This is a genomic window from Pseudoalteromonas sp. AOP31-A2-14, from assembly GCF_052378035.1.
Lineage (GTDB): Bacteria > Pseudomonadota > Gammaproteobacteria > Enterobacterales > Alteromonadaceae > Pseudoalteromonas.
In genome coordinates this window covers 118,629-133,240 of sequence record NZ_JBQSXI010000002.1, presented here as the reverse complement: position 1 = coordinate 133,240, position 14,612 = coordinate 118,629, and the positions used below count along the sequence as shown (strand labels likewise).

At 41.4% G+C, this 14,612-nt stretch carries 13 protein-coding genes; 1 reads left to right on the top strand and 12 read right to left on the bottom strand.

Annotated elements, in window-relative coordinates; translation table 11 throughout:
- Positions 1-95: 95 nt before the first annotated feature.
- From der to ACT3S9_RS16385, 12 genes are all read right to left on the bottom strand, one after another.
- Entirely contained in the window at positions 96-1,559 is a 1,464-nt protein-coding gene (der, locus tag ACT3S9_RS16440; RefSeq protein WP_441993015.1) for a ribosome biogenesis GTPase Der, read from the bottom strand.
- 74 nt (positions 1,560-1,633) lie between these two features.
- Positions 1,634-2,812: an outer membrane protein assembly factor BamB gene (bamB, locus tag ACT3S9_RS16435; RefSeq protein WP_441835760.1), complete on the bottom strand. Its 1,179-nt coding sequence runs from the start codon at positions 2,810-2,812 to the stop codon at positions 1,634-1,636.
- A 9-nt stretch (positions 2,813-2,821) separates the two neighbouring features.
- The gene (locus tag ACT3S9_RS16430; RefSeq protein ID WP_441835761.1) at positions 2,822-3,442 is read right to left on the bottom strand and encodes a YfgM family protein; all 621 of its coding nucleotides are present in this window, start codon (positions 3,440-3,442) and stop codon (positions 2,822-2,824) included.
- A gap of 25 nt (positions 3,443-3,467) precedes the next feature.
- Complete coding sequence (gene hisS, locus ACT3S9_RS16425) at positions 3,468-4,742, bottom strand: histidine--tRNA ligase (protein ID WP_441835762.1); 1,275 nt, start codon at positions 4,740-4,742, stop codon at positions 3,468-3,470.
- 130 nt (positions 4,743-4,872) lie between these two features.
- Positions 4,873-5,991, bottom strand: coding sequence for a flavodoxin-dependent (E)-4-hydroxy-3-methylbut-2-enyl-diphosphate synthase (gene ispG / locus ACT3S9_RS16420; RefSeq protein ID WP_441835763.1), 1,119 nt, complete (start codon positions 5,989-5,991; stop codon positions 4,873-4,875).
- Positions 5,992-5,993: 2 nt separating this feature from the next.
- The gene (locus tag ACT3S9_RS16415; protein WP_441835764.1) at positions 5,994-6,890 is read right to left on the bottom strand and encodes a RodZ domain-containing protein; all 897 of its coding nucleotides are present in this window, start codon (positions 6,888-6,890) and stop codon (positions 5,994-5,996) included.
- A complete protein-coding gene (gene pilW / locus ACT3S9_RS16410; RefSeq protein WP_441835765.1) occupies positions 6,887-8,485 on the bottom strand; it encodes a type IV pilus biogenesis/stability protein PilW in 1,599 nt (532 codons plus the stop codon). Before pilW ends, ACT3S9_RS16415 begins: the two co-directional genes overlap by 4 nt.
- Positions 8,486-8,596: 111 nt before the next feature.
- Positions 8,597-9,727: a bifunctional tRNA (adenosine(37)-C2)-methyltransferase TrmG/ribosomal RNA large subunit methyltransferase RlmN gene (locus ACT3S9_RS16405; RefSeq protein WP_441835766.1), complete on the bottom strand. Its 1,131-nt coding sequence runs from the start codon at positions 9,725-9,727 to the stop codon at positions 8,597-8,599.
- A 162-nt stretch (positions 9,728-9,889) separates the two neighbouring features.
- The gene (gene ndk, locus ACT3S9_RS16400) at positions 9,890-10,321 is read right to left on the bottom strand and encodes a nucleoside-diphosphate kinase (protein ID WP_441835767.1); all 432 of its coding nucleotides are present in this window, start codon (positions 10,319-10,321) and stop codon (positions 9,890-9,892) included.
- A gap of 375 nt (positions 10,322-10,696) precedes the next feature.
- Positions 10,697-11,245: a LysR substrate-binding domain-containing protein gene (locus ACT3S9_RS16395; protein WP_444751153.1), complete on the bottom strand. Its 549-nt coding sequence runs from the start codon at positions 11,243-11,245 to the stop codon at positions 10,697-10,699.
- 233 nt (positions 11,246-11,478) lie between these two features.
- The gene (locus ACT3S9_RS16390) at positions 11,479-11,571 is read right to left on the bottom strand and encodes a LysR family transcriptional regulator (RefSeq protein WP_441835768.1); all 93 of its coding nucleotides are present in this window, start codon (positions 11,569-11,571) and stop codon (positions 11,479-11,481) included.
- Between the two features lie 33 nt (positions 11,572-11,604).
- The gene (locus tag ACT3S9_RS16385; protein ID WP_441835769.1) at positions 11,605-13,299 is read right to left on the bottom strand and encodes a Na+/H+ antiporter NhaC family protein; all 1,695 of its coding nucleotides are present in this window, start codon (positions 13,297-13,299) and stop codon (positions 11,605-11,607) included.
- A gap of 50 nt (positions 13,300-13,349) precedes the next feature.
- Between ACT3S9_RS16385 and ACT3S9_RS16380 the strand changes: the two genes are divergently transcribed.
- Positions 13,350-14,500, top strand: a protein-coding gene (locus ACT3S9_RS16380; protein WP_086957897.1) for an IS3 family transposase whose coding sequence is annotated in 2 segments (ribosomal slippage) — positions 13,350-13,605 and positions 13,605-14,500 — 1,152 coding nt in all. Because the reading frame shifts where the segments join, the coding sequence is not laid out codon by codon here.
- Positions 14,501-14,612: the final 112 nt, after the last annotated feature.

Below are 14,612 nucleotides of genomic sequence, written 5' to 3'. Positions count from 1 at the left end.
TTGTCCAGCTTATAAATAAAGCACAACAATAAAAATATAGCGAAAAAAAATGGCATGCTTAATAAGCACACCATTTTTTAAAGCTTACAACAGTCTTACGATTTATTGCGATTTTCTTTACTAAACGCACGAATTTTACGTTTTTGTGAAAGTGTTACTTTGTTAGTGCGCCCAGCAAATGGGTTATCACCTTCTCTAAATTCAATTTTGATCGGCGTACCCATAATTTTTAAGGCTTTACGGTAGTAATTCATTAGGTAACGTTTGTAACTATCTGGTAAGTCATGTACTTGGTTACCGTGGATCACAATACGTGGTGGGTTATAACCACCGGCATGGGCATATTTAAGCTTAACACGGCGACCACGTACAAGTGGCGGCTGATGATCGGCTTGTGCCATGTCCATAATGCGGCGCAACATAGCGGTGCTAATACGTTTTGTCGCTGATTCATACGCTTCATCAACTGACTCAAATAAATGACCAACGCCAGTGCCATGTAAAGCTGAGATAAAGTGTAAACGAGCAAAATCAATAAAGCCTAGGCGGCGATCAAGTTCAGACTTGATACGATCTTTTACGTGGTCGTCAAGACCATCCCACTTATTAACTGCAACCACTAATGAGCGGCCAGAGTTAAGCGCAAAGCCTAGTAAGCTTAAGTCTTGATCAGAAATACCATCGCGAGCATCAACTACTAACAGTACCACGTTACAATCTTCAATAGCTTGCAAGGTTTTGATTACTGAAAACTTTTCAACGGTATCGCTTACTTTTTTACGTTTACGTACACCCGCAGTGTCGATTAAAATATATTCTTTATCTTTTCGGGTCATCGGGATGTAAACAGAGTCACGAGTAGTGCCTGGCATATCGTATACGATTACACGATCTTCACCGAGTATACGGTTAGTCAGTGTTGATTTACCAACGTTAGGGCGGCCGATAATGGCAAGCTTAACTGGTTTATCTGCAAAGGCTTGTTGCTCGGTTTCGTCGTCATCGGCGTATAAGTCAATGAGCTCTTCGTCATCATCTTTACCGTCGTCGTGTAATGCAGCAAGGTCAGAAATTACCGGCTGTAGAGTTTTTTCAAGTAGCAAGGTAATGCCACGGCCATGGGCGGCGGCAATATGGTGCACTTCACCTAAAGACAGTTGATAAAACTCAGCACAGTTAGAGTCGGCATCGATACCATCGGTTTTATTGGCAACCACGAAGCATTTTTTTTGCTGCTTACGTAAATGGTTAGCTATCGCTTGATCAGCAACGGTCATACCGATACGGGCATCAACTAAAAATAATACGATATCGGCTTCTTCAATCGCGAGTAACGATTGATCGGCCATTTCCATTTCAATACCTTCTTCAGAGCCATCAATACCGCCCGTGTCTACCACGATAAATTCATAGCCATCGTAGTTCGCTTGGCCATATTTTCTATCTCGTGTTAAGCCGGGGAAGTCGGCAACGAGGGCGTCACGAGTACGTGTTAAACGGTTAAATAATGTGGATTTTCCCACATTGGGTCGCCCAACTAGAGCGATCACGGGAAGCATAAACTACCTCTTAAAAAAACAACAAAAGGCTTCGCAGAGCGAAGCCTTATAAAAAAGATACAAAAATTAGTAAGTTAGTCTGGTATTTTAACCGCGCTAACTTCACCATCTCGGGTGTATAAAATAAGTTTGTCCTTGGCAACAACGGGTTCAACAAAGAAGCCTGAGCTGTCAAAATCTTCGCGTGATACTAGTTCACCCGAGTCTTTATTTAGCCAATGTAAATTGCCTTCTTGGTCACCCATTGCTAAGTATTTGCCAGCTACTGTTGGTCCGGTTAAGTACCAGCCACGTAGTGCTGGTTGGCTCCAGCGTTCAATGCCTGAGTCTTTATCAAGAGCATAAACTACGCCATTACTATCTACTACATAAATTGTTTGTCCATCTATGGTGATTTCACGGTAGCTACTGTATTCACGTTTCCAAACAACATTGCCTGAACGAATATCAACTGCGGCTAAGTTACCATTGTAGGCAATTGCATAAGCATAAGGGCCATTGATCAACGGTTGTGTGTCTACATCAACTAAACGCTCAAACTCTGATGCGCCTTTAGGTGTCGCAATTTCTGCACTCCAGGCTGAATAACCACTATCTGAAATAAGTACGCTAAGCTTGCCTGTTTCAAGGCCAACCAATACACCACCATTAGCAACAGTGGGTGTACTTTGACCACGTAAAGTCAGTGGCGGTACTTCTTGTTCGTGGGCCCAGCGTTCTTCACCTTCATCTGGGTGTAAGGCAAGTAGCTTACCAGAAGCTAAATTAACGAAAATCAGGCCGTCACCTGCGGCAGGTTTTGCCAGTATTTCACCTGGTACACTTTTACGCCATAAAATTTCACCCGTTTCACGGTCGATAGCGGTTAAATAACCATGCTCAGAGCCGACAAATAACTTACCGTACGCTTGTAAAATACCACCTGAAAGTTTAGCGCTTTCGTCAGTTTCCCAAGGCCAAAAAGCAAGGTTTTCGCGCACATCAGTTTCCCAAAGTGTATCGCCATTGGTTAAAGAAAGTGCCTCTACTTTGCCATCACGATTGGCAACATACACGGTTTCTTGATATACCGCTGGTGTTAAGCGTGAAAAGTAATGTTCAACACCATCGCCAATCGATTCTTGCCATACTACGTCGGTTTCAAATTGATTAACAATTTCGGGTAGTACTAGTTCTTCTTCGTCATCGCTTGATGAGCAGCCCATTAAAGTGGCTACACATAACGCAAGCGTTGCAGCTGTTAATTTTTTCATGAAAACCCCTTATGCAGATGGACTAGTTACGGCTAAGTCATCAAGTTTGATTTGCAATAATGGGTTGCCTTCAAGACCACCGGCATCAGCCGCTGCTTGATAAGCGCCAAGTGCTTCACTCTGCTTGTTTTGTGCAGTGTAAATATCACCTTTAATTTCAGCAGCCGCAGCAGTAAATGCTTCAGGAAATTCTGTATTTAAGGTGGTTAAGGCTTGGTCATATTGCTGTTGAGCATTTTGCACACGAGCCAAACGAGTCGCCGCAGTCGCTTTAAGTTCAGAGCTTTGTGTATTTTCGATGATCCAGCTAAGCTTTTCATTAGCAGCATCAAGGTTTGTAGCATCAACGGCTTCTTTTGCGGCTACAAAGGCAGCAAGAACACTGTAACTAGAGTCTTTATTGTCGGCAATAAATTGCTCTGATTTAGTGAGCACATCACCGCTTTCTACAAGCTTACTGTACGCATCAGATGCGCTTTCTGAGGTTGTTATTTGGTGCTCATTATAGACTTTCCAGCCATATAAACCGCCTAAACCAAGTACGATACCTAAAGCCAGTGATACGCCATTTTCTTTAAAAAAGCGTTTAATTGCTTCTGCTTGCTGTTCTTCTGTTGAATAAATATCCATGCTTACCTCTTAATACTTGTTAGCTTTACACAAGCTCAGCTAAAAGCGTTTTAACTTGTTCTAATTCTAATGTGACCTGTTCTTTACGCTCGCGTAAATATTTAACGGTCACAACGCCTTGTTCTAATTCATCTTCGCCGATAATCAATGCTACTAATGCATCGCTTTTATCTGCGCGTTTTAATTGTTTCTTAAAATTACCACCGCCAGCATGCACTATAATACGAAGTCCTGGCACATCAGCGCGTAGTTTAGCTGCAATAATTGGGGCTTGAATACTCGCTTTATCACCCATCGCAGCGAAATATACATCGCTGCTGCGGCGAATGTCACCTACACATTCTAAGGCTTGTAACAGTAACACTAAACGTTCAAGGCCCATAGCAAAGCCAACAGCGGGAGATGATTTTCCACCCAGCTGCTCAACTAAACCATCATAACGGCCACCGGCACACACTGTACCTTGCGCGCCTAAGCTATCAGTAACCCACTCAAATACAGTGCGGTTATAGTAGTCAAGGCCACGTACGAGTCGTTCATTAACCGTGTATATGACGCCAGCTGCGTCTAAACGTTCACATAAATTTGCAAAATGTTCTTTTGATTCAGCATCTAAATGTTCAGATAACTTTGGCGCATCAACTAAAATAGCTTGCACATCTGGGTTTTTACTGTCTAAAACGCGCAGTGGGTTGCTATGCATACGACGCTTTGAGTCTTCATCAAGCACGTCTACGTGTTGTTCTAGGTAAGCAGTTAAGGCATTGCGATAATCAGCGCGTGCTTCATTTGAACCTAGTGAGTTTAACTCTAGGCGTACATGTTCGCTAATGCCAAATTGACGCCATAATTGCGCAGTTAATAAAATAATTTCAGCGTCTATATCGGCGCTGGCAATACCAAATGTTTCTAAACCAAATTGATGAAACTGACGGTAGCGACCTTTTTGTGGGCGTTCGTGACGAAACATTGGGCCCATATACCATAGGCGTTGTTCTTGGTTATACAGTAAACCATTTTGATTACCCGCTCGCACACAGACGGCTGTGCCTTCAGGGCGAAGGGTTAAACTGTCGCCGTTATTATCGGCAAAAGTGTACATTTCTTTTTCAACAATATCAGTTACTTCACCAATAGAGCGTTTAAAAAGATCGGTTGATTCTACAATGGGAAAACGAATTTCTTGATAACCGAATGATGATACTGTGTCGCGTAAGGTGTCTTCTACTTTCTGCCAAACTTGGGTATCGCCCGGCAGACAATCGTTCATTCCACGTATTGCCTGAATTTGTTTTGCCACTGATAAATCCTAAAACTGTATTTGCGCAGCACGCTGCTACCACAAGAAAACTAAAAAATTGACCCGCTATTATAGCGCGCTGACCTTAAAGGTAAACGGCAAACGGCCTTGTTTGTCGTGTATATTGCATTTATTCGACGATTTTTATATCGATGGGTGTTTCTTGTTCTTTTTTAGCGATAAAGTCGCGCACGTAGCCTTCGAGTTGTTCAACAATATTGTTGTTATCAATACGGGCTTTTTGGCGTTCGCCATTAATGTAAAGTCCTGAACGACGATTTGCACCAGCAAGACCGATATCACTCACTAATGCTTCACCTGGTCCATTTACCACGCAACCAATTACCGATACAGAAACCGGTTCGATAATATCTTCCAAACGCTCCTCAAGTGCATTCATGGTACTTACGACATCAAATTCTTGACGCGAGCAGCTTGGGCAGGCAATAAAATTAATGCCGCGAGAGCGAATACGCAGTGACTTTAAAATATCAAAGCCTACTTTTATTTCTTGTACTGGATCGGCAGCAAGCGATACTCGTAGCGTATCGCCAATGCCCTCAGCAAGGAGCATACCTAAGCCAACTGCAGATTTAACTGAGCCTGAGCGCATGCCGCCAGCTTCTGTAATACCTAAATGCAGTGGTTGATCAATTTCTTTGGCAAGTAAGCGATAGGCACCGACAGCTAAGAATACGTCAGATGCTTTTACTGATATTTTGAATTGGTCAAAGTCTAAACGACGTAAAATATTAACATGGCGCATCGCTGATTCCAGTAATGCTTCAGGGGTTGGTTCGCCGTACTTTTCTTGTAAATCACGCTCTAATGAACCGCCGTTAACACCAATACGAATTGGAATGTTATGCTCACGAGCTGAGTCTACAACGGCGCGAATGCGCTCTTCACTGCCAATATTACCTGGGTTGATACGCAGGCAATCTGCGCCGTATTTCGCCACCTTTAAGGCAATTCGGTAATCAAAATGAATATCAGCAACCAATGGAATCGTGACTTGTTCTTTAATGGTTTTAAAGGCTTCAGCGGCGTCCATAGTCGGCACAGACACACGGACAATATCAGCGCCTGCGTCTTGAATGGCTTGAATTTGCGCAACGGTGGCATCGACATCAAGCGTGTCTGTATTGGTCATGGATTGCACGGCAATGGGTGCGCCGTCACCAATCGGTACATCACCGACATTGATACGGGTTGATTTTCTACGTTTAATTGGAGATTCTGAAAACATGTTTACGACTCTACTAACGGTAAATTAAACTTGGCTAAACGATTTTCTGGAAATGCTGATAAATCAACTGTTTCGCCATTTAAGGTAACATCAACAACTTGATGCTTTCCAAGTACTATAGAAAAGGGGGGTAAACCAGTTACGGTCATTACGTAGCCAGGCTTTTTAACACCAAAAGCAATACGTTCACCTTCGCCATCGTAAATTTCAACCCAACTTTCTTTATCAAAGTGCATGACAATTTCGCTGTCGTTATCGCTTGGTGCGGATAAAGCAGGTGTAGAGGCTGCTGGCGAAGGTGCTGCTGTAGCTAAGTTTTGACTTTCTTCAGTTTGACCAAGTTCACTTATTGTTGGCTCATCTTGTAGTACACGCTCATTGCCCTCTGGCTCGCTATTTTCCAATGGCGATGCTGGCTCGGGTTGATTCTTATTGTCTGCTTCTGGTGGTTTCTCTGCAATTAACCCGATAGTTGAGTTCACTACAGTATCAGCAATTGGGGTTGAGTTTTGCCACCACCATAAAGCTGACGAGCCAATAACAAGTGCTAAAATTGCGTAACTTACTAACATTAAACGGCTATCATGCGCTTCTTTTTCTGTGCGCTTTGAAAAGCTTTGCATATTACCTTTGGTAACAGGCGCAGCAGGTTCAATAAAAAGTGCCAACACAGCTGCTGTGTCTAATTTGAATTCACGGCAGTAACTTTTAACGTACCCTTTAATAAATGTGGCAGGGCCTAATAAGTGATACTCATCATTTTCAAGATGCTGTAATTTTTGCACCGATAGTTTTAGTTTTTTAGCCAGCGTTTCGAGGCTGACCCCTGCATTTTCTCGGCTTTTCTTTAGCGTTTGGCCAAGTGTTTGCTCGGTTGATTCGGTATTATCTTCATTCATAATGCGTATGAGTCAGGGTCCACTAGTAATAGTCTATGCCCCGCTTGTAAAGAGTCGTCGGGGCTTAATTTATTCCATCGCATTAATTCATCTATTAATAAGCGACGCTGTGTGGCAATACTAGATAGAGTATCGCCTTCATTGATTTTGTGAAAAATATGCGGATCGTTAAGGAATAGTTTGGTGCCACTATTAATAAGATCCGGTTCTTTTAGACCATTCCATTGCAATAATTTTTGTAGTTTAACATTGTATCGCACTGAAATCCTAAACAGGTTTTCACCGTCTTGTATGATGTGGTACGGCACTTTAATTTGTGCAAGCTGTGGGTTTAACATGGGCACTGGATTCGATTGGGTTGAGCTATTAATATTAGTAGCGGTAGCTGGGGTTGTACTTGACGTGCCAAACGAAATGATTCCCCCCCCATTTTTGGGGTGCATGGTCTTAGTTGCAGAGGTTTGAGACGTCGTTGATACGGGAGCATTTGTGCCTTGGGTATTAACTAATTGCTTTTGTGCTGATTGCCCCGCAGCTTCAAGCGCCGAAAGTGTTGCCATAATAGTACTGGTGTCAACAGGCTGATTTTTATCGACAACGAGCGCGTCATCTTTAGTTGAAGCCGTTTCTGACGTTATTATTGGTTCTGGATTATTTTTTTTTTCTTGAACCTCAGTTGTGTTAGTTGATTTATTCGCTTTTTTCCTTTTTGTAATGCGAATTTTCGGCTCTGAGCTAATGACCCCCTCTGGGCTTTTTGCTTGTAGCTTATCTAGTTGGGCTTTACGGTATTGTTCTCTTAATCGTTCAAACTCAGAGCGCTTAGCTTTTTGTTCACGAATAATGTTTGCTTCGTTTGAGGTCGGGTAGGTTCGTAGAATAATCGCGGCAGTAATCTCTGCATTTTCAACGTGACCCATGCGTTGGTCAATTAAATACTCAAGCAGTAATGAGCGTGACGATACTTTGCCAGTGCTTTCGTAACGTTTTATTAATCCTTCGGCTTTATGTAAATCACTTTTTGCATAATATAGTGCGGCTAAATTAATAATGCTCGATGCGCGTTGTGGGCTGTGCTTAATTGCTGATTGCAAATAGCTTTCTGCATTTTCAAAGTCATTAAATTCAATTGCGCATAGGGCTAAGTTTTCATAGCTTTCTGCGACGCGAATATAACTTGGTATTGCTATGGCTTTGAAAAATTGGTCGGTAGCGCGGTCATACTCGTTAATTCCGCATAAAAAGACCCCATAGTTGTTGCGAGTATTAGGATCATTTGGATTAATTTTTATGGCTTTTTGATACGATTCATCCGCCAAAGCATTTTCGCCAACTTGCTGATAGTAGTAAGCAAAAGAATAATGAGCCTCAGGCAAATTAGGCGCAAACTCGGATGCACGCTCTAGATTATACTTAGCTTGCGAGTTATTACCGGTATTTAAGTATTGTAGTGCTAGGGCAATGCGCGTTCGGGCTGCACCTACATTGTTAACGGCATTCTCAACCACTGGCTTATTACTACCGTTATAGCTATTTTCAGTTACACAGCCGGTTAATAACAATGTGCTAGTGGTTATTGCAAGTAAACAACGCATTACCTAATCTCTTATATTTTTATCCATTACGCCTATCTTACCGAAAAGCTTCTATGTTTCATCTATTATTTTAAAAATAATAGTTTAACGCTAAAGATTTTGGGTTTAAATTTATGCGTGATGGGTTTTTACAGCGATAGCATTATCAGCGCGTTGCTGTTTTTTAGCCAAGCGTTTAGTACGATCAACCACGTCCCCAGCTAACTGACCGCAGGCTGCATCAATATCATCACCACGAGTACGACGTACAATACAGGTAATACCAGCTGCTTGTAATACTTTTGAAAAGCGATCAATGCGGCTATTACTTGAGCGTGTGTATTCATTCCCAGGGAATGGATTAAACGGAATAAGGTTCACTTTAGATGGTGTACCTTTAAGTGTTTTAACCAATTCGTGGGCTTGATCGGTACTGTCGTTAACGCCATTGAGCATAACATATTCGATTGTCACATCTTTATTGGCTTTTGAGCCATCAATATAACGACGACATGCGGCTAAAAATTCTTCGATTGGGTACTTCTTATTAATTGGTACCAAAATATCACGCAGTGCGTTATCTGGGGCGTGCAATGAAATTGCTAGTGCTACATCGAGCTTTTCTTTTAATAAATCAAGCGCAGGAACAACGCCTGAGGTACTTAAAGTGACGCGGCGCTTAGATAAACCAAAGCCCCAGTCGTCCATCATTAGTTCCATTGCAGGTACTAGGTTTTTAAGGTTTAGTAGTGGCTCGCCCATGCCCATCATCACTACGTTAGTTACTGGTCGCTTCTCACTGTTGCCATCAAGGCCAATGTCTCTGGCAACGCGCCAAACTTGGCCGATGATTTCAGATACGGTTAAATTACGGTTAAAGCCTTGTTGTGCGGTAGAACAAAAAGTACATTCTAATGCACAGCCAACTTGTGATGAAACGCACAGTGTGGCTCGGTCTTTTTCAGGGATCCATACGGCTTCAACTTCTTGGCCGCCATCAAGTACTAATGCATATTTGATAGTGCCGTCACTGGCCTGTTGACGCACTGATATTTCTGGAGCGACAATTTCACATTCAGCTTTAAGCTTTTCTTTAAGCTTTTTGTTTACGTTGCTCATTTCGTCAAAATTATCAACGCCAAAATGATAAATCCATTTCATCACCTGATCGCCACGAAATGGCTTTTCACCGAATGATACAAATAGCTCGCGCATTGCATCGCGGTTTAAGTCTAATAAGTTAATCTTTTTCTGCTCGGCCATGAAACAACCTCAATCGGTGGCGGTGGTGATAAATTACGGAATGAATTGTACACAATTCAGTCAATCTAGTCATTAACTAACGCATCAAACACGCTATAGATAATTTAGGTAATGACTAAAAAAGGGCCCGAAAGCCCTTTTTATTTTGCTAACGTGTTCGAATTAACGAGTACGTGGGCAAAGCTCTTCGTCAGCGAAGAAATACGCGATTTCGCGAGCTGCAGATTCAACAGCGTCAGAGCCGTGAACCGCGTTTTCGTCGATGCTATCAGCGTAGTCAGCACGTAAAGTACCCGCTAGTGCGTCCGCTGGGTTAGTAGCACCCATGATTTCGCGGTTTTTAAGAACAGCATTTTCGCCTTCAAGAACAGTAACCATTACTGGACCTGATGTCATGAAAGATACTAAAGCACCAAAGAAAGGACGTTCGCTGTGCTCAGCGTAAAAACCTTCAGCTTTCTCTTGTGAAAGGTGAACCATTTTAGCTGCAACGATTTTAAGACCTGCAGTTTCGAAACGGTTGTAGATAGCGCCGATGTGGTTTTTAGCAACTGCATCAGGTTTTACGATTGAAAAAGTACGCTCTAAAGCCATCTTTATGCTCCAATAATTTTTAAGTAAAAGGTTGAATATTAACGGGCGCGAATTATACGCGCTTTAGCTAAAAAATCCTAGTATTATTAAAAAGCCACCCGATGACATTTTTATTAAATCAGCCTACATGACATTATTATAGTTAAATTAGATATAGTTAAATTAGATATGGTCACACTTTATATCACCTAAGATAATTTATATCGCGGATCATCGTTTAGCGCTCAATGTGGCGATAGTGGGTAGGCATTGCGCTTTACTATAATTGGTGCGGGTAGTGTATTTATCTTTCATTTTCAAAGCTCAGTTTAGCTCATGTAATACGATAAATTCGAGGTTGCAATAAATCTATCTGTTATTTGCAATTTTCATATTTTAAATGTAATTTTTTAAGTTAAATAAAAACGTGTTTGAGGCTTTAGACAGGGCTCGATTTTCTAGGTGTAATGCATTAACGTTAAAGTTCAGCGGGGGATTAAATGAGGCAATTGCCATGTTATCTGACAAATTACCTAAAGCAGTAAATTTATCAATAATACAAACGCCCAAACCTTGGGCAACAAGTTTGGCTGCGATAAAGTAGGTTTGCACTTTTATAGTTGAATTTAACTGAATATCTTCTTGCATCATTCTTTGTAATAAAATATGGCTTAAGGGCCCACTATCACTTATATCAATGAGCTCAGAGCCGGTTAAATCCTCTAAGGTTAACTGTTTAGGTAAAGAGGGAAATGATGCTTTAGGGTAAACAATAACGAGCTCTGATTGAGCAAGTGTTATTGCCGTTATTCCGGGCATTGCTTTTGGAGAAAATAAAATTGCGATGTCGCATTTATGCTCTGATAAAGCCTGCGACACCTCATTATTATGCACCGTCTGTACGATAAAGTTTACATTTGGGTAAATTTTATGGTACTTCGCGATAGCACATGGCAGAGCATCAAAGCCAAGCGCAGGTGTTACACTGAGATTAATATTACCAAATTCTGCTTTTTTTATATTTTAGCTGTCTTTTTTATTGAGCGCATTTGTTGGTAAATTTTATCTACCTCATCAAAGAGCATATCTGCTTCGTCGGTGGGTATTAATCGCCCTTTTATTCGTTCAAATAATTTAAAACCAAGCTGCAACTCAGCATGAGATAATACTTTGCTAACCTAGGGCTGTGATACGTGTAATATATTCGCGGCGTTAGTCATAGAGCCGGTTGTATAAATTGCATGAAAAATCTCAATATGTCTTAGGCGCAACGCTGTATTCCTTATTATTTATTAAGTAAATTATTAAGCAAAAAAATAAACAACACAGGTCCAAAGTATGGCGGCTATAAATGCGGCAAAAGAAGCTGGGACTAACTGTGACTTAACATGATCCATTAGATCGCAGCCGGTTGTCATTGCACTTAGTATCGTGGTATCTGAAATTGGAGAACATTGATCCCCATATACACTGCCATTTAATACGGCCACAAAGCACACGGTCATAAATAGGTGTGGGTTCATCACATCTTGAGATTGACACATAGCCCACGCTAAGGGCATTGCTAATGGAAACGCAATTGCGTAAGTACCCCAACTAGTCCCTGTTGAAAAGGCGATAATAACTGTAATTAATTGTAAAATAACCGGTAATAGCCAAAAAGGAAGCTGTTCGTTAAGTAAAGAAACTAAATATAGCCCGCCACCTACTTGCTTACTAATACTGCCAATGATGACCGCCAGTAGTAAAATAACAGAAGCCAGAACGACGCCTTTTAAGCCTGTTCCAAATCCTTCGATAACATCATCAAGAGACATACCCTTTGCTAAAGCAATAAATGCAGACATTAATAATGCTACTGCAAATGCCCAATTAACTTCAGGAGATCCTGTATACAAAAAGGTCATAACGGCAATTGTAATTAAAGATATTAAGGGCAAAATAAACTCAAGAGCATTTGGCTTATACCCTTTGGGTATTTGTGTATCTTGAAGCTCTTTAGCACTTAATGGTTTTGCACCGGGTGCATCTAATTGACCTGTTTGGGCTGTTCGTTGATGCGCTTGACGAATTCTTTTTCCTGAAAAAAGCGTAAAATTCATACTCAGTAATAACGTACCGGTAACGGCGAGAATGCTATAAAAACTAAACGGTATACTGCTAAAGAAAAACTTAATGCGATCTGATTCTGTGGCTAAAAATGATACCCCAGGAACAAAAATGAGTGCTTGTACATAAGCCGGCCATGCATTAAAAGCCAAAATTGAAGCGATAGGTGAGGCTGTAGAATCAACAATATAGCTCATTTCCTCGTGGCTAACTTTTGCGTCATCAGCCATAGGGCGAACAGTTGTTCCTACCAAGGTGGTGCTCATCGTGCCACCTTGGAAAAATATAATACCTAAAAACCACGAGATTAATTTTGCTGAGCGGGGCCCTTTAATAAAATGTCGGCTCATATAATTTGCAAAAGCTTGAGCAGCCCCAGTTTTAGACCAAATACCTAACAATCCCCCTAAGAGCCATAAATAAAGTAGTAGTATGGTTGCAGAGCCTTCACTGGATAAGCTAGGAATGATAACGCGGTTAGCTATATCGTAATGGCCAAGCATAATTGCACCGGTCACAATGCCACTCAACAAAGCGGTTAGGGGTTCTTTTGTTAGCAAACATAAACAAATAGTAAGTAAGGCCGGTAATAAAGACCAAAAGCCATAATGAAAAGCAGGTTTGAGTAATACTAGCTGTCCATTGTCTTTTACTACCCATTGCGACTTCATGGTCGGTTCGCGATCATCTGCTGATAGTGAGGCTTGGTTTATCGGGGAGGACTGATATGGCACGACATTAGATATAAGTACTTCTTTATCTTTATAAATATACGCATTGTGACCATTATCAGTTACATAAGTATCGTATTGATAAGTTTGTTCAAGCCATGTTTTTTGGCTAAACCAGTTAACATAGAGTGCAAGACACAGCCCTGTGATCTGAACCAATAGTTTTGGACACCTCATTAAGTGAGTAAACTAACTCATAGAGGTGAAACATGACAACTAAGACCAAACGTAAATCCTATTCAGAAGAATTCAAAGAAGAAGCACTAAAGCTGGCGAGTAAAGTAGGTTTTGCTCAAGCTGCCAGAGAATTAAGTGTCGCAGAGTCCCAGCTTTACTATTGGCGAACTGCTGCTCTGAAAAAGGCATCTACATCAGATAGAGAAAGTACGTTAGCTACCGAGAATGCTCGTTTGAAACGCCAACTAGCGGTGCAAGCAGAGGAGCTAGACATATTAAAAAAAGCCGCCACCTACTTCGCGAAAAATCAAAAATAACACGATTTGAATTTATGCAAAGCTACCGAAGCACATTCAGCGTTATCAGAATGGCTAAGGTACTTTGTGTATCGCCAAGTGGGTTTTATGCATGGATAAAATCATGTGAGCACGTGTGTAAGCGCAAACAACAACAGCAAATGTTAGATACTCAGGTCAAAGCCGTATTTGTTGACAGTAAAGAGCGAGACGGTGCGAGACGTATCCAAGTCGAGCTGGCGGAGCAAGGGAATAAACATGATGTAAAAACCATCAACAGAAGCATGGGACGTCAGGGTTTAGTAGCTAAAGCAGCTCGTAAATTCAAGTCGACCACCGACAGTAAACACAATTTACCTGTGGCCCCTAATTTACTTGAGCAGAACTTTACCGCCGATAAGCCCAACCAAAAATGGGCAGGTGATATCACGTATCTAATGACCAGCGAAGGATGGCTTTACCTCGCTGTGATTATCGACCTGTACTCGCGCTCAGTGATTGGTTGGTCAATGAGTACACGCATGACATCATCTTTGGTGTGTGACGCCCTGCAAATGGCTATCTGGCGCCGAGGTAGACCTAAAGATGTCATTGTACATAGTGATAGAGGCAGCCAATATGCTTCCCATGCTTATCGTGATTTATTAAGCGAACATCATTTAATGCAAAGTATGAGTCGTAAAGGCAACTGCTGGGATAATGCGTGTGTGGAAAGCTTCTTCCATTCACTCAAGGTCGAAGCCATCCAATATGAGCCTATTATGAACCGAGAAACCATGAGGCAGCATGTATTTGAATATATAGAAATTGATTACAACAAAAAGAGAAGGCATAGTGCGTTAGGCTATTTAAGCCCCGAGAAATTTGAACAACTAAATGTCGCTTAACGAAGTGTCCACTAATGATGGTTCAGATCAAATTAAGAACAAGCGCTAAGTAAGTACTATGTGTTTATTTATTATTAATTTTTTATCTTAATATTGGCTTAATTAAGTCTTT